Raw genomic sequence first — 26,172 nt, forward strand, 5'->3', positions numbered from 1 at the left:
TGGCAGAATTATTCATTCAAAAGAGATAGAAAATAATTTTCAATCTTTACAGTCTGCTCACGAATAGTGCTCATGGAATATAAAAATTTTTCCATCTGTTTTTGATTAATATCGCTGGTCTCCATTGACTGTGAAATTGTATTAATGAAACTCGAAGCCGATTTTGTCATGCTGTTGATGATAACAATTGAGTTTAAAAAATCGTGTTTTAATTTATCTTTATCCGTTGAGTTCATGTTAAATTCCCGTGTGCAAATCGAAAAGGTGGTTCTTTACCAACAATGGATTTAATCCATGGCATTTGGCTAAATCGATCTCTTGAATGGCCAGTGGCAAGATGAACATCAATAAAGCCCTTATCAAAAAGGAGTTTTGCACAATCCTCGCCTCTAACATTGTTTCCTAGATCTGAATCAATATAAATAAGAGTATTCTCACCATAATTATTTATTTCATTTATGAACTCATCAAATGAAGAATAAGTTGAAATACATTGTCCAGCCTCTTCAGCAGCAAAGATCCAAGTCATTCGCATCATTTCATCGTCATCAATAAAAACAACCGTATTTATATGTTCTTTCTTTGGAGTTTCAATAATTTTAATATAGGGTACATAAGATTTTGGTATGATTTTTACACCAATATTTTCGCACCGATTTCGTATAGCAATATCTTCAAAGCAACTGGTAACTAAAATAGCTTTGCCATTTAAATTAAGCTCTTCAATCACATCTAAACCATTTTTAACATCAGCGAGCAGCTCATAATCTACTAAATATAATACTGGGATTTCTGGATCAACTTTATACTGTAATAAGTCGATCGCGTTATAAAAATGAAACATTTTAACGTGTGAAATATTTGAAAACCGTTCATTCCATGCATCATGGATGGATATATCGTCATCTAATACGACAATATTAGTACCATGCCTAATATTCATTGAATCACAGAACCAGCTAGGAGGGGTAGACCGAATTAGAGTGATCTGAATTTTTGTTCCAACTTTTTCTTCGGAGTGAATATGCATTGAACCATTGATTTGCTCTAAATATTGTTTAGCATAAGATAAGCCAAAACCAGCACCAGTTTTCTTATTAAAGCTAAATCCTTGCTCCGTAACCTTTGGCAAGATATCGCGAGGAATGCCGCAGCCATTATCTTCTATAATAATTTCGACATGGGTAGCATTGCAGGTTAGAGAGATAATAATAGAGCCATTAGAATTAACTGCTTCAATACCATTATTAATGAGATTGGATAGAACACGCTTAAAAGAATCAGGGTGTATGTTAGAAAAACAATTATATGAGTAGTCCGACCCAAGTAAGTTGATTTGAATGTTGGTTCCGTAATATTCATATCTTTTTTCTGCAACGATATTATCTAAAACAACAAATATTAATTCTGGAGAATTATTCATATTTATTTCGCTACTCTTACAGTCAAGCAAATTATTTTTTGATTGTATGAGTAGGTTATTAGCAATATCATTGATTCTTTTAGCTGCATTTCTGATCATAATGCGTTTATTTTCAGGAATTGATGTTACATCAGCTACTGCGGTATTTATTGCCGCTAATGGTGATCGAATATCGTGAGCAACAAGCTCAGCAATATTTTTTCTTACCTCGTAATAGGCTTTTTCTTTCTGTAAATTGATTATTTGTCGATGTTCATCAATAAATTTATTAGCAATTTGTCTGTATTCATTAATTTCAACTTTTGCAAAATCAACAGCATTATTAGTTTGATGTGATGAAATGAAATCGAGCAAGTATTCGGTATTGTTTGCTATTTTCTTTCTCATGGAAAGGAATAAAAATAAGAAATTAAAAAGAAATATTCCAAGTACGATCAATAAAATTAACAAAAGACCATAGGATACTGGCAAAGTATAGATGGAATTATATTGCTTACTTGCAACCACCGAGCCCAATATCTTTTCATCATTTTTAATTAATGTTATACCAGAAATTTGCCCATTATCTTTTTTGCATAGAAGGTAATTGCTTTTGCTGTTTTCTTCGCAAGTACCTACATCTTCTATTTTATTTTTTAAAGGAACAAATTTTATTGAGTCTAGTTTGCGTTCATTACCTAAATTGTATAGTACTAAATCAAGAGCATCCTTATTATTAAGCAGCTGATACCTACCAATTTCATCAGTGGTAAATGAGTCATTAATAATTAAATTTCTGGAAAAAACACTCATCTGATTATGAAAATAATCTTTTGCAAGCATGAGTATAAATCCAAAAATAATAAATTGGATTAGAGCAGAATATGCCATTTTCTTGATAAAAATTGCTTTGATTGAAGAGCTTTTATTTTTCATAAGCATATCCATTGCTATTAACTGATAAAATAACGTAATTGGTCGATCGATAAAATTGACCGTTTTTTAAATAAGCTCCAGTAATTCCTGTATAATTAGTATTTAATATGCTATTTGTATTGACGATACCGGTTCTATCCAATGCTTTTAAAATGATCTTCATTGAATCATAAGTGTATACTGCCAATACAGTGGGTTTTTCATGGTATTTTTGAACATAAATATTTTCAAATCTGGTTAAAGCATCATAGGGCTGTATAAAATCCAAATTACGGATAAAATGAGAACGAATGACTTTATCATTTAGTCGCATAAAAAATGTTTGACTGACTGAAGAACCAAAGTTTTCTGTGCCAATAAAAACAGTACAATGGTTATTCATAATATTGGCAATTTTTGCTGATGCTATTGCACCTGACAATAAAAAAACGTATTGATATTTTCGCTCATTCAAAAATTTCTTCAGTTTTCCCTCTATATCGCTGTCATTTTCTAGAAAATCGAATGTAGAATATTGTATGTGTTCTTTTTTTAGAGTGCTGGAGTACACTTCCTTATACTTTAGCATCTCATCACGGTTAATTTCCGTTATAAGTAACACGTTGTTTATATTTTTATAACGATCTTGTAAGTAGCTCATCATTTTATCAGCTTGGTAATTATAGCTGGGCATAAAGATAAAAATATTCTTGGGTAATTGATCAGAGTTAGTGGTGCTAGCGTAAGAAGTAAAAATAGGTATGGTGTCATTTTTCTGTTCTTTTACAGCTAATAACAAGTCGGAAAGATATTCAAACCCAATAATTGCGGAGCAGGAGTCATTTACCATTTGATTATAAATATGCATTGGCTCCAATGGTCTGTTATTATAAAAATAACTCTTGATTTCAACTTTATTAGCAGGATCATTTTCTTCTTTGGCAAGATATGCCGCATTTAAAAAAGACTGGCCATATGATTTTAAATTTTCAACAACTCTTCCGGTTAAACATATTTTAATTTTAGATTGTGCGTAAACAACAGTGGATATCAGTATAGAAAATAATAATATGATGGCCTTAGAGCTACTTAATAAATTCATTTAAAAGCTCACTAAAACGATCATTCTCTTCTAGATGTGGGTAGTGGGAAGATTTATTGAAAGTTATAATTTCATGATTGTTTGACAATACTATTTGGTGTCCGTTAATGACAAAATCATGAAAACCATTTATCCATAATTTGCGGATTTTAAGCTCATCAATATTAACAGAAAAATTCGCCTCTTTTGAATAAAGATCTTTTCTTACACTGATAAACGTGTTTGTATTTAATGGTAAATTGATATGCTTTTGAATATCTTGGACCAAATTATAATATTCTAAATTGGCCCAATACAGATAAGGCCTGTCTTTATTTTCTTGGAAAACTGGAGTTAATTGTTCTGATAGTTCCCAGATTTTATTAAGATCAAGATTATTAATTTCTTTTAATATTTTGTTATATAGGTCTAAATTACTTTTTTTCAAATAGGATAGGTCAAGCATTAAATTATTCAAACGAGGCGTTAGTATTGATTTAGCGGTAGAAACAAAAACGCCAGGGATGGTAGACTCATAACTTTTGTAGTAATCAAAAAGAAGTTTTGCACCATAACTATGTCCAATCAATGCATTGATGTTAAGATTAAAATGGTCAGCAAGGTATAGAATTATTTTTTGCAAATCAATTATATTATCTTGCTGTAGTACTAGCTTTTTAATTTTATTAGATTTACCGCAATTTCGTTGATCATATAGAATAATATTGCACTGCAGAGGATTAAATAAATTATGATGCTCAATAAGATACTCTATGGTTCCACAATTAAGGCCAGGACCACCATGAATGAAAAGAGCATAAGGTAGGCTGGAGCTTTTAGTAAATCTGACTATATAAAATTCTTGATGTGGCAAAATATCTTTTTTGTAAGCTTTCATTAATTACTTTCTCGAAATATTCTGCGGATCCATACAATTGGGGCAGCAAATTTAATAGCGGTATTTTTTATTTCTTTTTTCACTAATGTGGTTTTTTCATTTAAACAAACTAAGTCATAGCGAGCTGGTTCTTCTCCATGCTTTAAGATCCTAACGAATACTTCATCATTGTCCGCAATAATAATACAATCTTTGCCAATGGCACTCTCAATATTGTTGACTATTATACCGCCAACATAATTGCCAGGGTATAAGAAAGGTATCATGCCATCATCTTTTATGACAGTGTCAATAGAGTTTTGTAGTTCTCTGAATAGTAGTAATTCTTTAGCTATGTGGCTTTCGTCACCCTCTTGGATATCTAAATCTTTTGTGATTCTTGTGGCATTTTTACCAATGCCATGCATTAACCATGACTCTGTGCAATAAATATTTAACTCTTTAGATCGCTTAACGATTTTTACAGCCCCCTGTTGGGATAAACCCCCTCCCCAAGCCAATTCCCATCCCTTTAATGATTGAGCAGTAAAATTAGAATCGCGACAAAAATCTTCTCGTGTAAAAGACAGAAGATGCTCGCGTATGAATCTTATTCTTTTGCCCCGAGACTCGGGGGATGAAACATTGTCTATTACAGGATTGCTCATATTTAAATAATTCAGTCAGATACATGTTTATTCTATGATATACCAAAATGGTTAATAAATCTTCGTAAGAATTTACCAAAAAAATAGTTTAAAAAACATCAAAATACAATGCGTTATAGCATTCTAGGTGTGATAAAGCATTATAAATTTACCTTTATGGTAAAAATATCATTGTAATTTTTACCATAAACTGATACTCTTATCTAAATAAATTATGTAAATAAAAGGACTTGTTGATGAAGTTGGATGTTGAGTTATACATTAATGCTAGGAAACAAATAGAAAAAAAGTTTCAATTATTGCCCTATGGTCCTAGATTAATTATTTATGAGCTATTAAATCTTGCAAATCCTCTTACAGGCATTGTATCTGATATTAGTTATCGTGATCTATCAAAAGCCTTGGAGATTAAATCCGCTCCAGGTCGAATCAACAGTGGTATTCCATCCAAGCAAACCATCAGAAATTTCATAAAGTCTATAGAACATGAGTGTGGTGAATACTTTAAAGTTATAACTGAAGGGCAAAATTTAAAATTTATGTTCCCTGAGGCTCCTCAGATCTATAATCAATTGATTAGAAAGAAAGAAGTTAACACAGATCTTAATTCACCTAAATCCCTTATGGATTCTGATATAGAAGGAAAGTTGGAGGTACAATCTAACATAGAAGTTAACAGAGAAGCTAACACACTCAAAAGTCCTGCAAAGAATATTAAAATATTTAATATAACTAACTCAAACAAACAAACTCAAACTGCGAATAATGATTTTTGTTGCAGCAAAAAACAAATTCATGACGACTTTTATCCAAACCCAAAAACCATCGAAATGGCATTTTCCATGGGACTCACCAAAGTCACCGATTTAAAAGAAATTCAGGCATTCATAAAACATAACAAAAAACACAACACTCAATGGGCTGATTTTAATCCAGTATTCATTAACTGGTTGGAAAGAGATTCCCAATATACCCAAAACAAACAACAAAAGGCACAAGGACAATTAAGGAGTCATCACAATGAGCGTGGTACCAATCAAAGCACTCTTAACCAAACAGCACTTGAACGAGTCAGCGAACATCATGGCATTTCAATCGACTCACTCTGGGACACCCAGGACAGTGAACTCAACTCCGGTGCATTTATCGAAGGAACACTTGTCCAGCCTCTGGATGAAGCTGACCGCAATATACGGGCAACTTTTTATCAGTAAGCATGGAGTGAAAGATACGGGAGTTTGGTTTGCCGCACTTAAAGATTTAACTCCAAAAGCATTAGACAGTGGTGTGGAACGATTAATGGCTTTGAATAAAGGCGACAAGTTTTGTGAATTTCCACCCAATTGCCTGCAGTTTCGAGCTTTGTGTCTTGGCTTTTATAGTGATTTGCGACTGCCTTCTGCTGCCCAGGCGCATAGGGAGGTATTAAACAGCGCTTATTCAACGAACCCAAACTGGAGTCATGCAGTGGTTAAATTTACTGCTAAAAGACTGGGGCTTAAATTTCTGGAAATTGATAATGAAGGCCATTCTTTTGCAGTATTTAAAGAAGCCTATGAACAGGTATGTCATTTAATGAGACAAGGACACCAGATCCCGGAAATTAAAGAGAAGGTCTTGTGCGCTTTGCCTCAATCAAAGGACATTGCAACAACACACCTTGCGAAAATTCGCCAGTTATTGGGAGTTGCATGATGAAACAAATTCCATGTTTAAAACTGTTTACAAAGGAAGAGCTGTACTGTCTTTTAAACGCCTGCTCCGAGTCATTGGCTCTGGCCTATCAGGAAATCCCTGAATGCGATTTCTGGCACATTGCGATGGAGGCACGATTGGCATGCGAAGCGCTTCGATTCGAAATTGATTCACAAAAAAAAGAATATTCAATTCACTAACCAATAAAAGGAACACAGCATGTTAATACTTACACGTAGAATAGGCGAAACCGTACTAATCAATGATGACATTTATATCACCGTGCTCGGTGTTAAAGGGAATCAAGTCCGCTTAGGGTTCGATGCACCACAAGATGTAATTATTCATCGTCAGGAAATACATCAAAAAATTAAAAATGAACAATCTCTGTTTTTAAATAAGCCTGGTAAGTGGAAGGAAGAGCGTGGCGTACAGACTCATTAACCAATCAAATCATCATACTAACGAGTTAAGGGAATAAAATGAAACCATGCATTAACCAGATACAAAAGGCAATTACCACTTTAGCTTTAACTGGATCTTTTGCCCTGTTGGTGAGCTGTGCTGCTACATCAACAGTAATTGAACATCGTAACTTAGAAACAGATACAAAACTCAGCCAAACGATTTTTCTTGATCCTGTGGCTCAAAGTCAAAAAACGATTTACATCACAATTAAGAATACTTCTCAAGAGTCATTATCCATTGATAAGTCACTAAAGCAGGCATTAGAAGAACATGGCTATAAAGTGGTTGGAAATCCATCCAAAGCCCATTACCTGCTACAAGCCAATATTTTAAAGGTTGGAAAAATGAGCGTGTCTGCAAGTCAGTCTGCGCTAGGTGGCGGGTATGGCAGTGCATTGGCGGGGGCTGCAACAGGAACTGCACTGGGTGCATTAAGCGGTCATTCAAGCACCATGATTGGTGCAGGTATTGGTGGAGGAATTATTGGTTTGGCTGCAGATTCTCTAGTCAAGGCAGTGAATTACACGATGATTACCGATGTACAAATTTCTGAGCGCGTTGGAAAGGGTGCCGTTCATGAACAGTTTAATTCCAACCTTCAAAATGGCACTGCATCTGGAACCACCCAGACATTGAGCAAACACAGTGATTACCAACGCTATAGAACGCGGGTGGTATCCAATGCCGATAAAGTCAATCTGAGTTTTGCAGAGGCAAGACCAGCACTGGAACAAGGTCTGGTAAAAACATTAGCGGGCATTTTTTGATGCAGCCTGATTAGAGCTTCATGAAAAAAAGCGCATAGGATTTAAAAAAACAATAATTAGTTAAAGAGGGAATAGTAATGAGAATCAATGTAATAGCAGGACTTATCATCACCGCACTGGGTTCACCCTGTGCTGTTGCAACCAGTTCGAATCACTACGATTTAGAAAGACGAATTTTTGAGACGTCTTATCAACTAAACCAGATTGCCGAAGAAAACAACTCCGATTTATGTTCTGGAGATGTCGCAATTGCTGCAGCCTACCTGGAATCAGCAGGAGCGCAATTGCAGCATCATAAAAAAGACAGAGCAGTTGTTTCTATGGCTTATGGATACAATGAATTAAAAGCAATCAGCAATGTAAGAAGCTACTGTACACATTTATCACCGAAGGTAAAACCCTATCTTGCACGAGTCATTGTGATGAAAAGTGAACTTGAGAACATCGACATGCCAGAAACAGACCAAACATCGGACTAAGTTTAAAGGCTTAAGTTCATAACAAAAATAAAAGGAGCTCTTAATGAACCCGATTAAAACACTCATGCTGTCGATGACTCTCATCGTTGTGACTGGAGTTATTCACGCAGAGCCCACAACACTGCCTGAAAACAACTTTAAGATTAATCAGAATCTGACTGCCGTTTCAACTGAAAATGATGAACAGGATGTCGAATATTTTAAACACATTCTTTCCGGTGGAGCGCTTTTTACGCTTTTGCTATCAATGGATAAGGAGGTTCCTGACGTAGCCAAAGCAGTTGAGTATGTGGCTTTGTTCAAAAAACTGGATTCTGCAAATCACCTACTGACACAAATTTTAGTTGAACTTAAAAAGAACAACCACCTATTAAGTCAAAGCATGCTCGATAAAGGAGTAACCATGAATGGATAAACGCTCTTTATAAAACCACAAAAACACGATTCATTAAATAAAAAGAATAAAAAATGAGCACAAATTGGGGCTCAGGGGATTTTTTTAACCAAAAAAGGAGAATGTGATGAACTATAGAACAGCAATGAACGATTTGAGCATTAAAGGATATCTGTATGCCAGGCAGCTGCTCCCTTTTTTAATGATTGGTTTGGCACTGTTGTGTTTGATGCCTGACTCTTGTTTCGCTGCTGAGAATCGGCTTTCTGGATTAAAAGAGGAAGTAAAGGCAACCTTTGGAGCGGATTCAGATCTCCCTTATTTTCTTTTGTTAGCAGAAGGGCTTGCAGGGGCTTATGCCTACATCAAAACCAAAAATATCGCAGTCCTTGCGGGTGTTCCGGTATTGATGGTGTTTACTCACTGGGCATTGAAATAATGGCTCGCAATTACCAAACCTTTATGCTCTCTGATGAGCCCAAAATTGCGGGTATTCCTGTTACCACAGGCCTGCCCATTTTTTTACTCACGGGAATTGGGCTTTTAACAGGACTTGCCTATCAGCTTTTTATGATAGGCGCAGCCCTAAGCGTTGCGATGCATATCAAGTATGGCGGACTGCCTCTTCGGAGTCTGTTTGCCATCGTATACTGGTCGCTGCCTCACCGGTTAACGTCCCTTTTATTTCGAGCTTTGCCCGATTCTGCCAACCGAATTTATATCAGGTGATTTAATGGATACTTCATTTCGTGATAATGCGATTGCAAAAAACAGACTGTTATTCAAGCTGACGCTGATTTGGGCGCTATCGAGTACGTTTGCAGTTATTGTTCTTTGTGCCTTAAATTTTTATACCTTACTGCATAAGCAGGTTCACTGGCTTCCAGTGTGCACTGGTTCTGAGTTTAGCATTGGTGATAAAGGCTATTCACCCGAGTACCTGAAAGAAATGACGCAGAAAGCAGCCGACTTACGCCTGACCTACAACCCTGAAACCATTGATGCACGCTACACCATGCTGTCTCATCTGATTCCAGCGAAATACCAGGAATCGTTTTCCAAACTATTGGATGCCGAGCGAAAAACAGTACATGACAAAAACGTAAGCTCAGTATTTTACGCTGAAAAAGTATCGGTGGATGTCACTAAAAACCAAGGTCAAATCGAAGGGCAGTTGTATCGCACAAGCCATGGACTTCAATTAAAGCCACAACACAAAATGTATCGAGTTCAGTTTTCACATCAATCAGGCCTTTTAAATCTTGTGTCCATTCAGGAGATACACCATGACTAACTCAATTTATGATAAAGCTAAAAAAACCATTTTTCTTATAAGTTGTTTGTGCTCAGGAATTGTTGGTGCAAGCACAGCTCCTTCGATCATCGCTTTTGAAGAAGGAGAGCAGTTTAATCTGACCTTATCGAGTATTAACTTTAATCGTGTGTTTGTTGAAGGGGAATCGATCACTAAATTAAGTTACCCAGAGCATGCTATTACAGTAGATAAAAGTGAGATGGATAATCCCGAAAGCACGGATTCTTCGGTGTATATAAAGCCCAATTTTCAAGTTCCCATTACCCTGTTCCTAACTACAGATAAAGGACATCACGTATCACTTACCTTGACACCTGATGAATCGGTTGGAAAAACCTTAAGACTTGTGCCTCGCGCTCAAACAAAATTGAAATTTGTGAAACTGGATACCCCTGATGCCAGCGAAGTAGATGAGGCAATCGCTGCCATGAAAGCAGGGGAGACTCCCAAAGAATTTAATGAGAAACGGGTTATTCCAAGTCCTTTTTACATTAAAAAAAACATTAAGGTAACTCTTGAAAAGCAATATCAGGGTAAGCGTTTCACGGGCTATGTCTATCGGTTAGAAAATACATCAAATCATGAACTAGCGCTTACAACAGCCTTATTTGCCCATAAGGATGCAGAGTCCCTGTCATTAAGTGATGAGGCACTCCCACCTAAAAAAATCGCTTATTTATACGGGTTATACAGCAATCAGGGATAAACCAGGAGCGGCTTAAAATGAGTTGGAAGGAGAGTAGGTAATGTTTAAAAAAATAAAACAATGGTTGACGCTAAAGCCTCAAAACGCCAATAAGCTCGCTAAAAAGGAACAATTGAAGCATGCAGCCATTCTATTACTGGTGGGTGGCGCGTCCTATGGATTTTATTGTTACTCATCGGCTGAGAAAAAAAAGCCAATCCACCCGGAAGAAGCTTCGTTCGAGAGTATTTTTGAAAGTACTTTTAACCAGGGCAGTGACGAAGCACTCCTTCTGCAACAGCAGCAACAAATTGATTCTTTAAAAGAGTTAGTGGCAGAACATCATAAAAAACAGCAGGAAGCAGCACCTGTGAATACAGAAAATTCGGAAACAAAAGCCTTGATCCAGGCCATGAAAGAGCAGCTTGCACACCTTGAAGAAGAAAATAAAAAAATGAACGAACAATTACAGGTTGCACTGGTTTCTACCCGTCAGGCAAGCCTGGTCACCGTAAGGCCGCCAACTCGTGAAGAAATGGAAGCACAGCAAAAGAAAAAGCATCAGGCAGAGCGCGAACTGCTGGCAAAATCAGGACTGGAAACAGTGCAATTTAACAACCGGAACAAAAGAAACAAGGAAGTACGAACCGCTAAAAATTACGTTTGGGCGGGAACCTTTGTTGAAGGGGTGTTGCTGACTGGGGTTTTAGGTGATGCAGGAATAAACGGCTCAAAAAATATGGGAACTGCTTTAATCCGCCTTACCAGCGGAGGAATCATGCCTAACAACCAGCATTCTCATCTGGAAGACTGTGTCGCACTGGTATCCACTTATGGTGATTTATCAGGAAGCTCCGTGGTGATGCATTTAGAAACACTGTCTTGCGCAGGAAACAATATCAATTTTGAACAAAAGGCCTACGGCTCTGTATTTGATTTGGATGCCATGCAGGATTTACGCGGGACTTCCATTTTAAAAACAAAACCTCTGTTAACTTATTCGGCAGCGGCAGGCATGCTGGCAGGATTTGGTGATGGTTTAAAGAATTTAAATACCGCTCAAACAATCAATCCAGGGGCTGGCACCATTACGACCTATGGACAGGCATCAACCCTTGCTCAATCGGCTGCTGGTGGTGCGCTTAGTAATCCTGCCAATCGTATTTCAGATTATGTAATGCGCATTGCCGATATTTACCATCCACTGGTTGTGGCACGTGCGGGTCGTCGTGTTTCAGTTTTATTTACTAAAGGCTTTTGGATAGACAAAGAACATCAGGTGTATGAGTCAGGACGAGCCATCAATGAAGGACGTGCCCAAAACGAGTCTGGGGTTACAACCACTGTAAGCCGTGCCTATGAATTAAATACACACCCAGTGAATGGCGCTTCATTGATGCAGTCCAATAATCAAGAGCCCATGGTTCAAACCGTTAATCCTGTTGAGAATCCACTATTAAATCAACCAGGACAACCCATTACTCCATTATTTTCAACCGTACAAAATGAGGAGCCACTTCATGATTAAACCTCTATTTTTATTGAGTACCCTTTTCTTAGTGTCGCAGTTATCTGCCTGCTCCAAATCCATCCTGGACAACGAGGATGCCAGATGCCCCTTTGCTGACAGGGGTGGTTGTCAAAGCATGGAGATGGTGAATCGCATGGTACAGGAAAAACGCTACACACCCGATGGTCAATTCGTGCAGCAGGCAAAAAGCCAGGTTCTTTATTCAGGTTATAAGTAGGCGCTGACCAGTTCACAGGAGAGAAGCCATGTTTACAAACGCTATAGAATGGGTCCAAGATACTTATGAGTTGCTAAAGGAGACCTGGAATGACAAAGGGCTAACGGGCAATGAATCCGATTTTGACCTCAAGACACATCAATATCCTTCGTTTACTGAAAAAATACTGCCTTATCAATATTTTGATGAGGAATCGAAGCTATTTTTTAACGAATACAACGCAGGATTAATTTATCGCATTATTCCTTTAACAGGTGCGAATGAACACATAGCGGAACAACTGGATACGCTGCTTCAATCTAAAGTGTCGCATGAGTTCACCTTACAGTTGATTTGCGTCAAACACAATCAAGTTGGGAATGATATTGAAGCGTTTACTTCTCAGTTTGCAAAAAGCGAATTTGAAAATTTAAGCCTGTTAGGAGATAACCTTAAGGCCTTTTATCAAAAAGCCGCCATCCATGGTTTTAAAACCAACACGATGCTTGCACCGCGATTAACGCATACAGATTGCTATATCGTTATTGATAAAATCAAAAAAGAATCCGAGAGTAATTTAACAGCCTGTTTTGGCCAGTTTCGCGTTTCGTTTGAAGCATCCTTAAGTGCTGCAAAAATTGGATTCAAGCAAGCGGATGCAACCGATTTTTTGCATTTGCTTCATTTTTATCTGGATAATTGTCCTGATGTCATTACTCCACGCCCTGTAATTTATGATAAAACCAAGTTACTCAAAGAGCAGGCACTGTCTCATGACTTTGATATTGAATTTAAAAATAATGAAGTAGTGATTAAAGGGGTTAATGAATCTGGGCGTGCTTATGAAACAGCCGTATCTGTTCTGACCATTGATCGCCTGCCTCGCCAGTATTGTTTATGGGAGAACATTAATAATACCAGCAATATTTTTCATCCTGATAAAAGAATATCCTGCAATCACATCATCTCGGTCATCTATCTGGTCGAAGAGCAAGGACGCGCTCAGGGTAGGGCGAATCGTAAAACCCGTGATTTGGATAAAAAATCTAAAAGTGATTACGCATTAAATGTGGCGGGAACAGAGGAGCAGGCACGGGTATGGCGTACCTTTCGTGATGATTTATCCTCACAAAAGACTCGCTCTGTAAAGATGCTTTATAACGTGGTTCTTTTTTCAAGACCTCATGAGAAAGAGCGTGATGTAGAAGCTGCTCGCACAGTATTTGCGTTTAATGACATTAAACTGGCATTGTGTAAACGCATGCAATGTCCCTATTTTTTAGTCTCGATGCCGTTTTTTTTCACAGGAAATCTGGTTAAGGATTTTTCTCTTCCCACAATGATGTGGCCAATTTCTTCATGGAATGCAACTCAATACATGCCCATTCTTTCTGACTGGCGCGGAGTAGGTAAGGGTATCTTGTTGCCTACCATGCGCGATCAATTTGCCTGCATCGATCCTTTCTCTGGTGTATTTGGCAGCAATTACAACATGGCTGTCACCGGAACCTCGGGCGGTGGAAAAAGCTTTTTTATTCAGATGCTGATGCTCAATATCCTGTTTAATGGCGGAGATATTTTCATTATTGATGTAGGTGGGAGCTATAGAAAACTGTGTGAGGCGCTCGGTGGGACTTATCTTGAGTACAGCAATTTGGCGATGAATCCCTTTACCCATGTAACGGACATTTTACGAGAGATTGATGACATTATTGCCTTGTTTGAATTATTAACCTGCCCTACTAGCGGTGCTACAGATGACGACCGAGGCACTTTAAGAGAAGCTATTTTAACTGCTTTTGGAGCAACTCAGAATCAAACACGCATTGATGAGGTTGCAGGAGTCTTATTATCGTTGTACGAGCACGACCGCGAAACCTATCCTACAGCGCGTATTTTGTCTAAGAACCTCCAGCGTTACTGTTCTGCCTCAGAGCATGGCAAAGCCTTTAATGAGCCATCTCAACTATCACCTGATGCCCGTATGATTGTAGTGGACTTAAAGGAAATTGAGGACAATCAAAGTATTCGCGCCCCGGTTCTTCTGTCCGTTATTTCCCAGTTTCAAAGACGTATGTTCAACTCAGACAGGAACAAACAAAAGATGTGCATCATTGATGAAGCCTGGTCATTTTTTACAGGAGATTCAATTGCGGTCAACTTTATTACCAAAGGCTTTCGTACTGGTCGGCGGCATAAAGCATCATTTGTCACGATTACCCAGGGAATTGAGGATTATTTCGAATTTTCAGAAGCGCGCGCCGCCTGGGAAAATTCCGCATTAAAGCTTGTTTTTTTACAAGAGGAATCACCGCTTTTAGAACATCAAAAAAAGCATGAGACTTTTTCAGACTACGAGATGACTATTCTCAAATCATTCCCAATAGCGAAAGAAGCGGGTTTTTCTCAAGTCTTGCTGCGTGCTAATGGTATTTCCTCCTTTCATCGCTTGTTTGTTGATCCGTTTACTCGCGTGCTTTTATCTTCCGATGGTGATGATTATCAGGCAGTCATTAATTATGTGGCACAGGGACTGTTATTTCTTGATGCCGTATCGCAAGTGGCAAAGGAGCATTATGGGAGGGCTTATGCGGCTTAACCAGATCAAAACCATGCATTGGGTCTTTGCAGGAATTGGCGGATTAATTGGAATCCTGGCGGGTATTTGGGTGATGTGGCCTAAGTCTTTACCTCTTTTGGTGGTTGACATGAATCGTGCCATTGAAGCGCCTTCGGTAATGCTTGCTCGTTCCAAACTGACTCATGAAGAACAATTAAAAATAATGGAGCGCTTTTCACGCACCCTCCCAGAAGTCATCAAGGATTATGGGGCGTCACATCAGGTAACCCTTGTGAGTGCGTCCGTATTGTCGAGTTTTAAACCGTCCCCTGTGGATGTGACGGATGAGCTTATTGCCTTGACCATAACAAGGATAAAACATGAGGCACGCTAACAAACAGTTGTTTCTCCTTATTCTAGGTTTTTTCTGTCTATTAGAACCTGTGAGTCATGCAAAAAATATAGGTCATTATGGTCAGACATTCCCTGTCAATGAAGAGGATATAAGGAAAGTCATTATGAACAAACTCTATGCATTGCAGCAAAGCGGTGATTTAGAGCATGTTCAACGCGATTTAGAGCAGAAAGCTGCACGTCAGGCGATGAGGCCAACCCCTTTGGCATTGAGCACGACTCGCAAGCCTAAGACGTTTCGCATTTCACCGGCAGTGACTGTATCTCATGATATCTGGACACCTGATGGACATTTAATTGCAAAAGCAGGAACTCGGATCAATCCATTTGAGCGTGTTCACTTCCTTAAAACCCTGATTTTTTTTAATGCAGATGATACAGGACAAGTTGCCTGGGTTAAAAAACATTACACCGACTTTAAGCACGTTAAGTATATTTTGACTGGTGGGGATGTGCGAGTTGCTGCAAAGCTTTTTGGTCGAATTTATTTTGATGTGAACGGCAACATTTCATCCAGGCTTCACCTTCAACACGTCCCAAGCATAGTCAGCCAGGAAGGTCTTGATTGGCAGGTTAAAGAAATTGGAGTGAACGATGAATAAACGTTTCTTCTATTCGATTGTTGTGGGCTTATTCTTCATAGGTTCACTGCATGCATCACAATGTAAGGGGCATTTTGTCAATCCTATAACCGACATTTGCTGGGATTGTTTGTTCCCATTAACCATTGGCTCCTCCGAAGTGGTAAAGAGCCAATATCCTGATACGAAAAACCCTGGCAACCCTATCTGCTCCTGCCCAAACAAATTACAACTTTTAGGAGTTACTATAGGTTATTGGGAACCCTTTGCGTTAGTGGATGTGACACGAAAGCCTTATTGCATGGTGAATCTTGGGGTGCAATTACACATTAAAGATCAGGGGCTGGGTGGTTCACAAATGCCTGATACCGATGGGCGGGGCGCATTTTATTACGTGCATTGGTACAAATACCCACTGATGTATTGGCTGCAGGTACTCACTTCCATCGGCTGTATGGAGACAGAAGATTTCGATGTGATGTATTTGAGTGAACTTGATCCAACATGGAATGACTCTGAGTTTGCTTTTGTTCTTAATCCTGAGGCCACTTTATTTACCACACCGCCAGTGCGTGCATCTTGCGCTGCAGATGCAACCAAAGCATTGGCAGGGACGGCCATGGATTCTTTATTCTGGTGCATGGGCGCACAAGGTTCCACCTATCCTCTCAATGGTTTTGTTGCCAATCAGGCAAGTCCCATTAGTGCCGCAACGCTTCTGACAGAACGCACCGACTTTAAGCTTCATCGCCTTGGAGCAATTAAAGATTCCGTTGGTAAAGATTGGCCTGCACTTTGTAGCACCTATCGCTCTTCCATTTTACCTAAAAGCCGGTATCGCTACCAATTAGTCAATACATTGCCTGATGCAAAACGCTGCCAGCCCTTTGGCCGTTCAGTCATTACCTGGGAAGCCGGACATACCTATCCTGGGGATGGGGATAATTTTGGTTTCATGATTTGGCGCAAGAGAAATTGTTGCTTTTTATAAGGAGGCCTTTCATGGCGCACTACATTAAAATCATTATTCTGTTTCTAACTGGGATTGGCGGATGCCTTGCAAACACTAATGATGAGTTAAGGCATTATCAAGAGGAGGGGGTTCACCAGGTATCAACCATTTCGAATAAGACAATTGAAACGTTAAAGCGCACGTCCTCACGGAATCAATCAGAGCACCAATTATTAATTGATACAATCATGCAACGCAGCACAGACGGTTTACAAAGCAATCAAAAACCGCAGGGAGCTGAAGGTGCCATTTTATTTGTATCCTTTTCCATGCCCGACTCACTTTTATTTGCATTGAGCGATGAAGCAGCACGGTTTCATATTCCCGTGGTCATTAATGGGTTAGTGGATGGTGATTTTAAACAGACCATAGAAACATTTAAACGTCTTAATAGCGAAGCCCAAAAGCAGCATTTGAACTTTAAGGGAATTTCTATTGACCCAGTCTGGTTTAATCAATTCCACATTACAACGGTTCCAGCGCTTGTAGTAACAGAGCCCTCCAGGTCTTGCGGTTCAGGGCAGCACTGCACCAATCAACCGTTTGATGTAGTGTATGGCAATGCAAGCATTAAAAAAGGACTCGAGCTCATCGCCCAGAAAGGAGACGCAGGAGCGACATTAGCGGCCACCATTTTGGAGAAAGGCCATGTTTAGAAGTTTGTTGACCATCGCCTGTATTTTTGGTTTTTGCACTTTCTCGGCTGCCAATACAACAGCCCAAGACTTTCAGAAATTAAAAGAATACGCAAAATCTTTGGGGAATCAACCACTGAGCGCCATGAATGAATTTAAGCCCCAGAATACCTTCAAAGACTATACGGAAACTCCCTCGCAATCGCTTCATTATCAGGGGGTTGAAACTGAAAAAACCGATTTAAGTACCTTTGCTGCCAATGCCTTACACAATGATGCCGGTGGACGTACTGTGACTGAGCATTTTGGTCAGCGCCAATTTGAAATCAATACCAAAAATGAAGCGATTAAAAACGCTAAATTAATTGAAGAAGAAAGTTATGCCATTACTCATGGACAATCCAATGAGCGAGTCAAATGTGATGAAAAACCACAGGCTTGTCAAATTAAATCGCATGAGGAAATCTGTCATACATCAAGGCAATTGCCCGAGCAGCAGTGTTTTAAAAAACGTAAAGTAACCGTGAATACCGAGCGTTTAAGTCAAAGAGCTGATTTTGAGGTATGGGTTCATAAAAAATGGACGGGGCTTATTGCGGTTAATCTTATAACGGGCGCCATGACCAATAGCGCAGGCGGGCACTTAACCAATCCTGTGAAGTTAAATCATCCCTGTGAAGAAATGAAAGCCACGGTTCACTCCATTTTAAATAATGGTGGTTCTGCTCATTGGGTGCATGTTGTGGGACTCCCAACTTGCCAGAATGGAGGCGTAATCACCTTGTATATTTCAGATAAGTTCAGTCGCTATTACCCAATTCAGGTGGCATTGACGATTAATGCCCATTCCAAATCCTATGTGGAAGAAGAGCACTGGGATAATGAATGCGCCACTCTTGAGACAAACAACCTATGTCAAAAAACACAAGAGCAGTGTACTGATTCCAATCCAACCCGTGTCATTAATGGTCTGCCCGTCACCCGTGATTGCTGGGAGCTTAATGCACGATACCAGTGTGCATCCGCTGCAGCCGATGAATGTAAAACGCAACGGGAAAAAGGATGCTTACAGGCAAGCTCGCGCTGCACATTAATGAACAATAATACCTGCTCGCTCTATGAGCAGGTATATCGTTGCGATGAGACAGTCTGCCCACAGCCTGTGGCCTGTGTGCGTGATCTCTTTTGTGCCGATGGAGACTGCACGGAACATGCAGCAACTCAGAATGATGGTTTTGGAGAGGCCATGGCACCCATGGCCGTTGCAGGGGCTGCTGGCGCTGAGTTTGGTAAAACGCAGGCTACCTTATTTTCAGGCCATCCTGTGCAGTGCAAAATCTGGGTTTGGGACATTATTGATTGTTGTTCGAATGAAGGCTGGGCTGACAAACTCCATATCGATTTGTGTCGTGAAGAAGATAAGGCTTTAGGCAAAGCCAAATTGAATTACCTGGCTCATTATGTAGGCGAGTTTTGCAGCCAGAAAGATCCCATTTTTGGCACCTGTCTGGAGCACAAACGCACCTATTGTGTCTTTGACAGCAAAATGGCGCGCATTATCCAGGCCGAAGGACGTTTAAGACAATTAAATCCCAACGCTTTAGGAGATGCAGAGCATACACGCTGTGCGGGGCTCAGTGTGAATGAATTACAAAGCCTTGATATGGGACGCATCGATTTTTTAAACCCTGTGTATCCATTTCCCCAGGGACAGCCAACAAAAGAAGCAGGAATTGTAGGCGATGTCGTTTTAAATAGCCCCGACGCTTCAAAAGCCATGGATGAAATCAAACGGCGAGTCCAGAAAAAGGCGGAACAAAAATGAGATTATTCACTATTATTTTAATGTTACTTTCCATGCCGGTCATGGCTGATTTAGTAAGTCCACCCGCTCATGGGTTTCATTGGTACAGTACAGAAAACAAAGAGCCTCAGGTGAAACCTGTTCAAAATCCAAAGGTATCAAAGCCTTTGCTGACTCCTTATGAGCAGCTCATGGAAGTCCGCAAAGCCACAATGAATAAGCTCGCAACGGCATTAATTGCTCCATCATTTGATGCAACCTATGAGTACATGAAAGCCCAGCAGGTGTATGCCAAAAACAATCAGAAATTTGTCCAGTACTGGCAACAGGTGCTGTTGTCTCATCCTGAGCTGGATCATTCCTTAAATTTTCCAACCGACAATACGGCTGTGGCCATTCGCAATGATTCAATGAATCTTTTAATGGAGAGGGTAGTCCAAGAAGGGGCGAAACGTTATGGATTAATCCTTTTTTACAAAGGGAACAGTTCCATTTCGCAAAAATTCATCACTCATCTTGTGCCATTCGTCAATTTGACCCATTTTTCCATGATTTCAGTCACGACAGATGGGCAACCTATTGAAGGTCTGCCTAATCCTAAAAACATACCTCTTCATGAAATACAAAAAACAATGAATTTGCAGTCACGCTACATGCCAGCACTGTTTCTTGTTGATTTAAAAACACAACACATGTCGCCCTTGTCCTACGGTTTTGTCTCCACAACCGAGCTAAAGGAACGTCTGCTGGATGTGGCGACTCATTACAAACGATACAGCTATGAGGGGTTTGAAGCATGATTGTCCGCATCATTTTTTTACTGCTTTTTTCTGTAATTAATCCATTGCACGCCAATGTCGCAGTTGAAGAACTCAATGCACTGTTATTGAAAAAGCAAGCCCCTAAAGCTTTTGCACAGAAGGAATCAGCTGAAGCTAAAGATTTATCCCAAAATTATTATTTTGCATTTATTTATCGAAGCACCTGCCCACATTGTAAAAAATTCTCCCCTGTTTTAAAGGATTTTTCAGAAACATTCCATATTAAGGTTCGTGCTTTTAGCCTGGATGGAGAATCCCTGGATGGACTCGATACCACACCATTAACACCTGAACTTTTTCAAACGTTCTATGTATCAGGAGGGTATAAGCCTACGGTTCCCGCCTTGTTTTTAGTCAATCGACATACCCTGGAAGCCTACGCTGTCTTGTTTGGGCAAGCTTCACCTTATCAGCTGGCACAAAGAGTTCATGAATTAAAGCAACACATTGAGGAGAAATTTAATGATTAGAGCTCTTGTGCTAGCCGTTGTTGCGTCTTTTACTTGTGTTGCAGGAAATGGTGTTCATGCATCAGCCAGTGCCGATTTAAATCATTTTTTTAATAATCTTGGTTATTCTGCGAATGTCACAGGTAGCCATTCCTATGAATCACAGGCAGCAGGATTTGCATCATTAGGCTCAGTCTATGCCAGAAATCAGGTGCGCTCCATTCAGATAGCTCACGTTGATGTACCTGGTTTTCGCTCAGGATGTGGCGGAATTGATATTTTTGCAGGTGGTTTTTCCTTTATTAAATCAGAGCAGATTGTTTCATTTATGCAGAACATTTTAAGTAACGGGGCAGGCTATGCAATGAACCTGGCACTCGAGACCGAGCTGCCTGAAATTGCTCATGCCATGCAGTACATGCAAAAGCTGGCAAATGACATTAATGGAACTAATTTTAATTCGTGTGAGATGGGAGAAAATCTGACTGCAGCGCTTTATCCCAAAAATAGAGCGGCACATCAGCGTTTGTGTGAGGACATCGGGCGTAACCGTAATGTATACACCGATTGGGCAGAAGCCCGACATAAATGTTCGACAGGAGGGGAGATTGAAAAGCGATTAGAACAGGCAAAAAACGATTCAGAATATAAAGACAGGGCTCTTTTGAATACCAACGTAGTTTGGGATGCATTACAACTGAATGAATTCATCAAATCAGATACAGAAATTTCAGAAGTCTATATGTCAATTTCAGGAACGCTGGTATTTGATGCCAAAGGAGGGATGCAAACGTATCCCTCTTTAGCGACTAATCAGGATTTTGTAAAAGCCTTGCTTTATGGAGGCAAATTACCCAGCTATAAGTGCACTGATTCGAACAAGCCTATAAAATGTGTTGCCATCAATGTGAAAGGAAGCCAGGAGATTAGCAGCAAAGACGCTCTGGTATCTCAAGTACAGGCCATCCTGCAGGGAGTTTATGAGAATATCAAATCAGGGACAGCCTTAACGCCCCAACAAAAAGGGTTAATTGAACTCACCCAGCCGTCCGTATTTCAGCTTATTTCAGCCAGCGCACAGCAGAATATTGGCATACAAAGCAGTTATGAGCTTGCCCAGAGTGTAGCAACGGATTTGCTTGCCCAATATCTTGCAAACTCACTTGAAGTGATTCGAGCATCCCTTGCAGGGCGTGATATAGGAAATGCCCATGAAGAAAAACTATTTAAAAATCTACAGGTGGCACAACAATTTGTAGATAATTTTAATAGCGAATCAAGAGCACGTTTTAATGCGGCACTGACCACCAATCAATTGGTTCAAAACAACGTGAAGCAGGCACTTAATGCCCTTAATCCCATCTTAAGACAATCCTATACCGGAGGCGCACAATGAGCCCATTATTAATCTATACCCCACAAAATGGGATTTATTTAAAAGAGCTGCTTGATGGTATGGCCACTTTGCTTACTGAATCTACCTTTAGTACGGCGTGTGACATTATCATGATTCTATCCGTTGGTATGGTCGGTTATCAGTACGTGATGGGGAAAAAGCTCGAATCATTAACTCGCTTTATGCTGACCACCTTTTTAGTCATGTATTGCGTGCTGGGCATTAAAGTGCCTGTGGCTATTATTGACATGCAGACAGCCGAAGGAGCAGGGGAAGCCTTAACGGTTGATCGTAAAAAGTTGCTTGGCGGTGTTTGACTATAAATTCGCACCAGGAAGTTATTAAAAAACGAAAATTGAAAGACGTTGATAAAAAGTTGATTATTCAGTTGCTAAACGACCCCTTGATAAAACGTCATATATGGGGTAGCGACCCCATCTTTGTCAGAATTTACGGTTTGACGCTTAAGTTTGATATTACCAACTCTAAATTGACAAACATTTCGTTTTATCCTGACGTTAGAATAGAGTACACTTCAGGCTGACAGTATATAGAGATTATTATGACCCCTATTATTATTCGAGAATATATACCTGACGATGCACAACAGTTAGTCAATATTTATTATTACACTATTCATAATATTAATGTTCAAGATTACTCTGAAGAGCAGGTTAAGGCCTGGGCACCATCTTCCTCTTTAGAATTAACCGGCTGGAAGAAAAAATGGGAAACAATTACACCATTGGTTGCTTTAATGGATAATAAAATAGTTGGATTTACTGAGTTTGAACCGAATGGCCACATCGATTGCTTCTACGTTCATCATGAATATCAAGGCGCTGGTATTGGCACTTCGTTGATGAATGAAATCTTTAAGAAGGCAAATGACTTGAACATAAAGAGGGTATTTGCTGAAGTAAGCATCACAGCAAAACCATTTTTTGAAGCCAAAGGATTTAAAGTTGTAAAACAGCAAAATGTGGATATTAGGGGAGTAAAATTAACAAACTTCATTATGGAGAATAGCAAACCGTAAATTCTGACATGAATGGGGTCGCTACCCCTATATATTATTAAAGGTTTCATCTAATGTTTAAATTCTTTCAGACTTCAACAATAGTTCGAAAAGTTAAGTTCACTCTGGGAATGCAGTCCTTTTTTGTGGGTGGGAGCCGGTGAAGCCAATTACTTTGTGTTGTTCCTTTCATTATCAACAGACTACCGTGTTGAAGAACCCTTGAGATCGTTTCCTTTGTTTTTTTATGTTTAAATGAAAACTTTCGTTCCGCCCCAAAACTAAGTGAACCTATTGCTCCATTTTTCTTTAAATCTCTTTCAGCATCACTATGCCAAGCCATACCTTCATTCCCATCATGATATAAATTGAGAAGGCATGAGTTATAATTTCGCCACTTTCTCCTTCTACAATTGCTTTTAACTCATCAAGAATAGGAATCCAAGGCTTTGCTGTTTTAGTTATCTTTGAATAGGTATATGAAAAAGGTTGGTTTGCATACCAAGCTACTTTTCTCTTAGTAATTATCTTTTTTCCATAGATAATTGCTTCATCATTTTCCCATTGAATAGTTCTTATTAGTGAATTATAGAAATCATTGGCCATTTCTAATGACATAATAGAGCCGTATTACCCTGGCGCCTAAAAGTTATTGATTTTATGTGATATTCTACTGTTTTTTGATTAAATGAATTTGTCTAAGATGAGTAACAGGGAATTATCAGTAGAAGTATTATTAGAATTACGGAAAAAAGTGGTTTACGCAGTTGTAGAGCAAGGCATAAAAAAGACGAAAGCAGCGAAGCTATTCGGTTTTAGCCTGACCTCAGTAAGCAAATACGTACGTGAATTTAAACTCAATGGCGAATCCAGTTTTCACTATAAAAAGCGCGGTGTAAAAGAGTCTGAGCGGTGCTTTTTATCTGGAGAGCAAATAGAGGCGTTATTAAAAACGTTGCTGAATCAAACTCCGGATGAAATTGGCCTTGCTTACACCTTGTGGAACAGTAAAGCGATATGCGTCTACATTGAAAAGGCATTTGGAATCAGGTATTCAGGTCGTGGGTTGCGAGATTTTCTAAAGCGTCTGGGCTTTTCATCACAAAAGCCAATAAAACAGGCATATCAACGTGATCCTGATAAAGTGAACCGATGGCTAACTGAGACTTATCCCGCAATCAAAGCAAGAGCGATGCAGGAAGGAGCCAGGATTTACTGGGCAGATGAAATGGGGCTTCAATCTTGCGACAATCGTGGGAGAACCTACGGCCTTGTGAACCAAACACCTGTGATAAAGAAAACAGGCAGTCGTTTTAAAGTCAATATGCTTGCAGCAATTAGCCCACAGGGATTTATGAACTGGATGGTCTTTGAGAATAATTGCGACAGTAAGAAATTCATGGAGTTTTTGGGGCGGTTACGCCGTCAGGTAAAACAAAAAGTTTTTTTGATTGTAGATAATCATCGTATGCATCACAGCAAGAAAGTAATGCAGTATGTTGAGAAATTTAAAAGAGAGATAGAAATTTTTTTTGCCTCCCTATTCCCCAGAGCTAAATCCCCAAGAATTAGTTAATCAGGATGTGAAGGCTAGCGCTTGCTTATTTAAACCAGTCAGAAATGTCGCGGATTTACTCATCAACATCAGACTTTACCTGACTAAAATACAATTTAATGCGTTTAAAATTATGAATTTTTTTAAGAAAAATGAGACTAAATATGCTGCATGGGATTAATCAACTTTTAGACGCCAGGGTAATAATAATGCACTGTACCTTCATAAGGTAGTAGATTATGCAATTGCCCATTTATTTGTTCGATAAGATCCATGCGTTATACTCTTTTTTCATACAATGACCGCAAAGTCGCTAATTATTTTCTATCACCTCTTCAATCCAACAAGTATTTTTCGTCATTTACAAATCAAATAAAGGCAGCTGCCTCAGCTCATAGACTTTTTCTTGTTTTAATTTAATCCCCACCCCTAAAAGTCTTACAGGAAGCCGTTTTCGTAAATAACCTTCTTGGATTAATCGACATAAAATAGGGAGGTCAATTTGTTGAAATACTTGCTCGACCGCGGTTTGTTGAAAATCATTGAATTTCAATTTAACAAAAAGCGTATGAATTCCTGAAATCTCTCCTGCACGTCGAATGCGTGCTTCAAGACGCGTGACAAGCTCAGGCAAAGCGGCAAGACATGCCTCAACATTGGGTAAATCATTTAAATAAGTTTCCTCGACACTAATTGATTTGCGAATACGCTCCGGATTAACCGGGCGATTATCGATACCCCGAGCTAATTCATAAAGTCTTTGTCCCATAATGCCAAACTCATGAAATAAATATTCAGCTGAGTACTGCTGCGCATCAGCACATGTTTTAATATTGTATGCACTTAATTTTTCTTCCATTTTTGGTCCCACTCCAAATAATTTACGCACGGGTAAATTATTCATAAAGGCTGATATTTCACTTGGTCTAATAACCATTTGCCCATTGGGCTTATGCCAATCACTGGCAATTTTCGCCAAACTTTTATTCGGTGCAATGCCAGCACTTGCCGTGAGTCGTCGTGTTTGAAAAATTCGCTCTCGTATCTCTTGAGCCATCCAGGTCGCACTGCCTTTGCAGTTGGGGGAATGAGTAACATCAAGATAAGCTTCGTCTAAAGATAACGGCTCAATCAAATCAGTGTAGTCTGCAAATACTTTTCGAATGTATTGGCTTTCTTGTTTATATACATCCATTCGCCCAGGTCGCACTATGAGATGAGGACAAAGTTTCAAGGCTTTTGCGGTGGACATCGCAGAGCGGACACCATATTTTCTTGCCGCATAATTACTGGTTGAAATAACGCCACGCTGAGTTGCAAGCCCACCTACTGCCAGGGGCTTGTTGGCAAGCTCTGGGAAATCGCGCATCTCAATCGCCGCATAAAAACAATCCATATCAATATGGATAATTTTTCGCACAGCTTCCAGCTCCGCTTCGTCCTCGAGCAAAACA

Annotated in this window: 33 protein-coding genes; 25 read left to right on the forward strand and 8 right to left on the reverse strand. The window is 39.4% G+C overall.

Annotated features, from left to right (window positions below; translation table 11 throughout):
- Window positions 1–8 precede the first annotated feature (8 nt).
- Genes IZU94_RS01800 through IZU94_RS01820 form a run of 5 tightly spaced genes read right to left on the reverse strand, consistent with a single transcriptional unit; the run spans window position 9 to window position 4,943 of the window.
- The gene (locus IZU94_RS01800) at window positions 9–236 is read right to left on the reverse strand and encodes a hypothetical protein (RefSeq protein WP_021460565.1); all 228 of its coding nucleotides are present in this window, start codon (window positions 234–236) and stop codon (window positions 9–11) included.
- Window positions 233–2,338, reverse strand: coding sequence for a sensor histidine kinase (locus IZU94_RS01805; protein WP_021460564.1), 2,106 nt, complete (start codon window positions 2,336–2,338; stop codon window positions 233–235). The genes IZU94_RS01800 and IZU94_RS01805 overlap by 4 nt, the downstream gene beginning before the upstream one ends.
- Entirely contained in the window at window positions 2,328–3,419 is a 1,092-nt protein-coding gene (locus IZU94_RS01810) for a type 1 periplasmic-binding domain-containing protein (RefSeq protein ID WP_021582607.1), read from the reverse strand. Before IZU94_RS01810 ends, IZU94_RS01805 begins: the two co-directional genes overlap by 11 nt.
- On the reverse strand, window positions 3,403–4,296 hold the full coding sequence (locus tag IZU94_RS01815) for an alpha/beta fold hydrolase (RefSeq protein ID WP_021460407.1): 894 nt from the start codon (window positions 4,294–4,296) through the stop codon (window positions 3,403–3,405). The genes IZU94_RS01810 and IZU94_RS01815 overlap by 17 nt, the downstream gene beginning before the upstream one ends.
- Window positions 4,296–4,943, reverse strand: a complete 648-nt coding sequence (locus tag IZU94_RS01820) for a hypothetical protein (RefSeq protein WP_021582608.1) — start codon at window positions 4,941–4,943, stop codon at window positions 4,296–4,298. Before IZU94_RS01820 ends, IZU94_RS01815 begins: the two co-directional genes overlap by 1 nt.
- A 236-nt stretch (window positions 4,944–5,179) precedes the next feature.
- Here IZU94_RS01820 and IZU94_RS01825 point away from each other — a divergent pair, with 236 nt between their 5' ends.
- The 24 genes from IZU94_RS01825 to IZU94_RS01940 all read left to right on the forward strand — a co-directional run bounded on the left by IZU94_RS01825 (window position 5,180) and on the right by IZU94_RS01940 (window position 23,184).
- Window positions 5,180–6,157 (forward strand): hypothetical protein, encoded by a 978-nt coding sequence (locus tag IZU94_RS01825; RefSeq protein WP_021582609.1) that lies wholly within the window; start codon window positions 5,180–5,182, stop codon window positions 6,155–6,157.
- 7 nt (window positions 6,158–6,164) lie between these two features.
- On the forward strand, window positions 6,165–6,638 hold the full coding sequence (locus IZU94_RS01830; protein WP_237758679.1) for a hypothetical protein: 474 nt from the start codon (window positions 6,165–6,167) through the stop codon (window positions 6,636–6,638).
- Window positions 6,635–6,838, forward strand: a complete 204-nt coding sequence (locus IZU94_RS01835) for a hypothetical protein (RefSeq protein WP_014845157.1) — start codon at window positions 6,635–6,637, stop codon at window positions 6,836–6,838. The genes IZU94_RS01830 and IZU94_RS01835 overlap by 4 nt, the downstream gene beginning before the upstream one ends.
- A gap of 19 nt (window positions 6,839–6,857) precedes the next feature.
- Window positions 6,858–7,082 (forward strand): carbon storage regulator CsrA, encoded by a 225-nt coding sequence (gene csrA, locus IZU94_RS01840; RefSeq protein ID WP_042238390.1) that lies wholly within the window; start codon window positions 6,858–6,860, stop codon window positions 7,080–7,082.
- Window positions 7,083–7,120: 38 nt separating this feature from the next.
- Window positions 7,121–7,873, forward strand: coding sequence for a complement resistance protein TraT (locus tag IZU94_RS01845; RefSeq protein ID WP_021460413.1), 753 nt, complete (start codon window positions 7,121–7,123; stop codon window positions 7,871–7,873).
- Between the two features lie 77 nt (window positions 7,874–7,950).
- Complete coding sequence (locus IZU94_RS01850) at window positions 7,951–8,352, forward strand: hypothetical protein (RefSeq protein WP_021460414.1); 402 nt, start codon at window positions 7,951–7,953, stop codon at window positions 8,350–8,352.
- 43 nt (window positions 8,353–8,395) lie between these two features.
- Window positions 8,396–8,767 (forward strand): hypothetical protein, encoded by a 372-nt coding sequence (locus tag IZU94_RS01855; protein ID WP_021460415.1) that lies wholly within the window; start codon window positions 8,396–8,398, stop codon window positions 8,765–8,767.
- Window positions 8,768–8,873: 106 nt separating this feature from the next.
- Window positions 8,874–9,185: a type IV conjugative transfer system pilin TraA gene (locus IZU94_RS01860; protein ID WP_014845152.1), complete on the forward strand. Its 312-nt coding sequence runs from the start codon at window positions 8,874–8,876 to the stop codon at window positions 9,183–9,185.
- Window positions 9,185–9,475 carry a type IV conjugative transfer system protein TraL gene (traL, locus tag IZU94_RS01865; protein WP_021460416.1) on the forward strand — a complete coding sequence of 97 codons (291 nt, stop codon included), beginning with the start codon at window positions 9,185–9,187 and terminating at the stop codon, window positions 9,473–9,475. Before IZU94_RS01860 ends, traL begins: the two co-directional genes overlap by 1 nt.
- 4 nt (window positions 9,476–9,479) lie before the next feature.
- Entirely contained in the window at window positions 9,480–10,040 is a 561-nt protein-coding gene (locus IZU94_RS01870) for a TraE/TraK family type IV conjugative transfer system protein (RefSeq protein WP_021460417.1), read from the forward strand.
- Window positions 10,033–10,767 (forward strand): type-F conjugative transfer system secretin TraK, encoded by a 735-nt coding sequence (gene traK, locus IZU94_RS01875; RefSeq protein ID WP_021460418.1) that lies wholly within the window; start codon window positions 10,033–10,035, stop codon window positions 10,765–10,767. Before IZU94_RS01870 ends, traK begins: the two co-directional genes overlap by 8 nt.
- Window positions 10,768–10,807: 40 nt before the next feature.
- A complete protein-coding gene (locus IZU94_RS01880) occupies window positions 10,808–12,274 on the forward strand; it encodes a TraB/VirB10 family protein (RefSeq protein ID WP_203107476.1) in 1,467 nt (488 codons plus the stop codon).
- A complete protein-coding gene (locus IZU94_RS01885; protein WP_021460420.1) occupies window positions 12,267–12,494 on the forward strand; it encodes a hypothetical protein in 228 nt (75 codons plus the stop codon). Before IZU94_RS01880 ends, IZU94_RS01885 begins: the two co-directional genes overlap by 8 nt.
- A gap of 28 nt (window positions 12,495–12,522) precedes the next feature.
- On the forward strand, window positions 12,523–15,072 hold the full coding sequence (traC, locus tag IZU94_RS01890) for a type IV secretion system protein TraC (RefSeq protein WP_203107479.1): 2,550 nt from the start codon (window positions 12,523–12,525) through the stop codon (window positions 15,070–15,072).
- Window positions 15,062–15,427 (forward strand): TrbI F-type domain-containing protein, encoded by a 366-nt coding sequence (locus IZU94_RS01895; RefSeq protein ID WP_082647084.1) that lies wholly within the window; start codon window positions 15,062–15,064, stop codon window positions 15,425–15,427. The genes traC and IZU94_RS01895 overlap by 11 nt, the downstream gene beginning before the upstream one ends.
- Window positions 15,414–16,049 carry a type-F conjugative transfer system protein TraW gene (gene traW / locus IZU94_RS01900; RefSeq protein ID WP_058468994.1) on the forward strand — a complete coding sequence of 212 codons (636 nt, stop codon included), beginning with the start codon at window positions 15,414–15,416 and terminating at the stop codon, window positions 16,047–16,049. Before IZU94_RS01895 ends, traW begins: the two co-directional genes overlap by 14 nt.
- Window positions 16,042–17,019 carry a conjugal transfer pilus assembly protein TraU gene (gene traU / locus IZU94_RS01905; protein WP_058464708.1) on the forward strand — a complete coding sequence of 326 codons (978 nt, stop codon included), beginning with the start codon at window positions 16,042–16,044 and terminating at the stop codon, window positions 17,017–17,019. Before traW ends, traU begins: the two co-directional genes overlap by 8 nt.
- An 11-nt stretch (window positions 17,020–17,030) precedes the next feature.
- Window positions 17,031–17,696, forward strand: coding sequence for a type-F conjugative transfer system pilin assembly protein TrbC (gene trbC, locus IZU94_RS01910; protein WP_238400545.1), 666 nt, complete (start codon window positions 17,031–17,033; stop codon window positions 17,694–17,696).
- Window positions 17,689–19,500, forward strand: a complete 1,812-nt coding sequence (traN, locus tag IZU94_RS01915) for a type-F conjugative transfer system mating-pair stabilization protein TraN (protein WP_203107481.1) — start codon at window positions 17,689–17,691, stop codon at window positions 19,498–19,500. The genes trbC and traN overlap by 8 nt, the downstream gene beginning before the upstream one ends.
- Window positions 19,497–20,279 (forward strand): type-F conjugative transfer system pilin assembly protein TraF, encoded by a 783-nt coding sequence (gene traF / locus IZU94_RS01920; RefSeq protein WP_058453002.1) that lies wholly within the window; start codon window positions 19,497–19,499, stop codon window positions 20,277–20,279. The genes traN and traF overlap by 4 nt, the downstream gene beginning before the upstream one ends.
- A complete protein-coding gene (gene trbB, locus IZU94_RS01925; protein ID WP_058468991.1) occupies window positions 20,276–20,770 on the forward strand; it encodes a type-F conjugative transfer system pilin assembly thiol-disulfide isomerase TrbB in 495 nt (164 codons plus the stop codon). The genes traF and trbB overlap by 4 nt, the downstream gene beginning before the upstream one ends.
- Window positions 20,763–22,145, forward strand: coding sequence for a conjugal transfer protein TraH (locus IZU94_RS01930; RefSeq protein WP_058468990.1), 1,383 nt, complete (start codon window positions 20,763–20,765; stop codon window positions 22,143–22,145). Before trbB ends, IZU94_RS01930 begins: the two co-directional genes overlap by 8 nt.
- A complete protein-coding gene (locus IZU94_RS01935; protein WP_238400668.1) occupies window positions 22,142–22,462 on the forward strand; it encodes a conjugal transfer protein TraG N-terminal domain-containing protein in 321 nt (106 codons plus the stop codon). The genes IZU94_RS01930 and IZU94_RS01935 overlap by 4 nt, the downstream gene beginning before the upstream one ends.
- 245 nt (window positions 22,463–22,707) lie before the next feature.
- Window positions 22,708–23,184: a GNAT family N-acetyltransferase gene (locus IZU94_RS01940; RefSeq protein WP_203107483.1), complete on the forward strand. Its 477-nt coding sequence runs from the start codon at window positions 22,708–22,710 to the stop codon at window positions 23,182–23,184.
- A 67-nt stretch (window positions 23,185–23,251) separates the two neighbouring features.
- Here IZU94_RS01940 and IZU94_RS18405 read toward each other — a convergent pair whose 3' ends face one another.
- Window positions 23,252–23,506 (reverse strand): alpha-ketoglutarate-dependent dioxygenase AlkB, encoded by a 255-nt coding sequence (locus tag IZU94_RS18405; protein ID WP_369410900.1) that lies wholly within the window; start codon window positions 23,504–23,506, stop codon window positions 23,252–23,254.
- Window positions 23,473–23,781: an alpha-ketoglutarate-dependent dioxygenase AlkB family protein gene (locus tag IZU94_RS01950; protein WP_203107485.1), complete on the reverse strand. Its 309-nt coding sequence runs from the start codon at window positions 23,779–23,781 to the stop codon at window positions 23,473–23,475. Before IZU94_RS01950 ends, IZU94_RS18405 begins: the two co-directional genes overlap by 34 nt.
- An 85-nt stretch (window positions 23,782–23,866) precedes the next feature.
- Between IZU94_RS01950 and IZU94_RS01955 the strand changes: the two genes are divergently transcribed.
- On the forward strand, window positions 23,867–24,739 hold the full coding sequence (locus tag IZU94_RS01955) for an IS630 family transposase (protein WP_203107487.1): 873 nt from the start codon (window positions 23,867–23,869) through the stop codon (window positions 24,737–24,739).
- A gap of 340 nt (window positions 24,740–25,079) precedes the next feature.
- Here IZU94_RS01955 and dinB read toward each other — a convergent pair whose 3' ends face one another.
- Entirely contained in the window at window positions 25,080–26,147 is a 1,068-nt protein-coding gene (gene dinB, locus IZU94_RS01960; RefSeq protein ID WP_203107839.1) for a DNA polymerase IV, read from the reverse strand.
- Between the last annotated feature and the right edge of the window lie 25 nt (window positions 26,148–26,172).

Source organism: Legionella bononiensis (assembly GCF_016786215.1).
Lineage (GTDB): Bacteria > Pseudomonadota > Gammaproteobacteria > Legionellales > Legionellaceae > Legionella > Legionella bononiensis.

Excerpts from the sequence above, each read along its gene's own strand:
- IZU94_RS01800 (WP_021460565.1), bottom strand. The coding sequence starts at position 236 with ATGAACTCAACGGATAAAGATAAATTAAAACACGATTTTTTAAACTCA.
- IZU94_RS01805 (WP_021460564.1), bottom strand. The coding sequence starts at position 2,338 with ATGAAAAATAAAAGCTCTTCAATCAAAGCAATTTTTATCAAGAAAATG.
- IZU94_RS01810 (WP_021582607.1), bottom strand. The coding sequence starts at position 3,419 with ATGAATTTATTAAGTAGCTCTAAGGCCATCATATTATTATTTTCTATA.
- IZU94_RS01815 (WP_021460407.1), bottom strand. The coding sequence starts at position 4,296 with ATGAAAGCTTACAAAAAAGATATTTTGCCACATCAAGAATTTTATATA.
- IZU94_RS01820 (WP_021582608.1), bottom strand. The coding sequence starts at position 4,943 with ATGAGCAATCCTGTAATAGACAATGTTTCATCCCCCGAGTCTCGGGGC.
- IZU94_RS01825 (WP_021582609.1), top strand. The coding sequence starts at position 5,180 with ATGAAGTTGGATGTTGAGTTATACATTAATGCTAGGAAACAAATAGAA.
- IZU94_RS01835 (WP_014845157.1), top strand. The coding sequence starts at position 6,635 with ATGATGAAACAAATTCCATGTTTAAAACTGTTTACAAAGGAAGAGCTG.
- csrA (WP_042238390.1), top strand. The coding sequence starts at position 6,858 with ATGTTAATACTTACACGTAGAATAGGCGAAACCGTACTAATCAATGAT.
- IZU94_RS01845 (WP_021460413.1), top strand. The coding sequence starts at position 7,121 with ATGAAACCATGCATTAACCAGATACAAAAGGCAATTACCACTTTAGCT.
- IZU94_RS01850 (WP_021460414.1), top strand. The coding sequence starts at position 7,951 with ATGAGAATCAATGTAATAGCAGGACTTATCATCACCGCACTGGGTTCA.
- IZU94_RS01855 (WP_021460415.1), top strand. The coding sequence starts at position 8,396 with ATGAACCCGATTAAAACACTCATGCTGTCGATGACTCTCATCGTTGTG.
- IZU94_RS01860 (WP_014845152.1), top strand. The coding sequence starts at position 8,874 with ATGAACTATAGAACAGCAATGAACGATTTGAGCATTAAAGGATATCTG.
- traL (WP_021460416.1), top strand. The coding sequence starts at position 9,185 with ATGGCTCGCAATTACCAAACCTTTATGCTCTCTGATGAGCCCAAAATT.
- IZU94_RS01870 (WP_021460417.1), top strand. The coding sequence starts at position 9,480 with ATGGATACTTCATTTCGTGATAATGCGATTGCAAAAAACAGACTGTTA.
- traK (WP_021460418.1), top strand. The coding sequence starts at position 10,033 with ATGACTAACTCAATTTATGATAAAGCTAAAAAAACCATTTTTCTTATA.
- IZU94_RS01880 (WP_203107476.1), top strand. The coding sequence starts at position 10,808 with ATGTTTAAAAAAATAAAACAATGGTTGACGCTAAAGCCTCAAAACGCC.
- IZU94_RS01885 (WP_021460420.1), top strand. The coding sequence starts at position 12,267 with ATGATTAAACCTCTATTTTTATTGAGTACCCTTTTCTTAGTGTCGCAG.
- traC (WP_203107479.1), top strand. The coding sequence starts at position 12,523 with ATGTTTACAAACGCTATAGAATGGGTCCAAGATACTTATGAGTTGCTA.
- IZU94_RS01895 (WP_082647084.1), top strand. The coding sequence starts at position 15,062 with ATGCGGCTTAACCAGATCAAAACCATGCATTGGGTCTTTGCAGGAATT.
- traW (WP_058468994.1), top strand. The coding sequence starts at position 15,414 with ATGAGGCACGCTAACAAACAGTTGTTTCTCCTTATTCTAGGTTTTTTC.
- traU (WP_058464708.1), top strand. The coding sequence starts at position 16,042 with ATGAATAAACGTTTCTTCTATTCGATTGTTGTGGGCTTATTCTTCATA.
- trbC (WP_238400545.1), top strand. The coding sequence starts at position 17,031 with ATGGCGCACTACATTAAAATCATTATTCTGTTTCTAACTGGGATTGGC.
- traN (WP_203107481.1), top strand. The coding sequence starts at position 17,689 with ATGTTTAGAAGTTTGTTGACCATCGCCTGTATTTTTGGTTTTTGCACT.
- traF (WP_058453002.1), top strand. The coding sequence starts at position 19,497 with ATGAGATTATTCACTATTATTTTAATGTTACTTTCCATGCCGGTCATG.
- trbB (WP_058468991.1), top strand. The coding sequence starts at position 20,276 with ATGATTGTCCGCATCATTTTTTTACTGCTTTTTTCTGTAATTAATCCA.
- IZU94_RS01930 (WP_058468990.1), top strand. The coding sequence starts at position 20,763 with ATGATTAGAGCTCTTGTGCTAGCCGTTGTTGCGTCTTTTACTTGTGTT.
- IZU94_RS01935 (WP_238400668.1), top strand. The coding sequence starts at position 22,142 with ATGAGCCCATTATTAATCTATACCCCACAAAATGGGATTTATTTAAAA.
- IZU94_RS01940 (WP_203107483.1), top strand. The coding sequence starts at position 22,708 with ATGACCCCTATTATTATTCGAGAATATATACCTGACGATGCACAACAG.
- IZU94_RS18405 (WP_369410900.1), bottom strand. The coding sequence starts at position 23,506 with ATGGCTTGGCATAGTGATGCTGAAAGAGATTTAAAGAAAAATGGAGCA.
- IZU94_RS01950 (WP_203107485.1), bottom strand. The coding sequence starts at position 23,781 with ATGTCATTAGAAATGGCCAATGATTTCTATAATTCACTAATAAGAACT.
- IZU94_RS01955 (WP_203107487.1), top strand. The coding sequence starts at position 23,867 with ATGAGTAACAGGGAATTATCAGTAGAAGTATTATTAGAATTACGGAAA.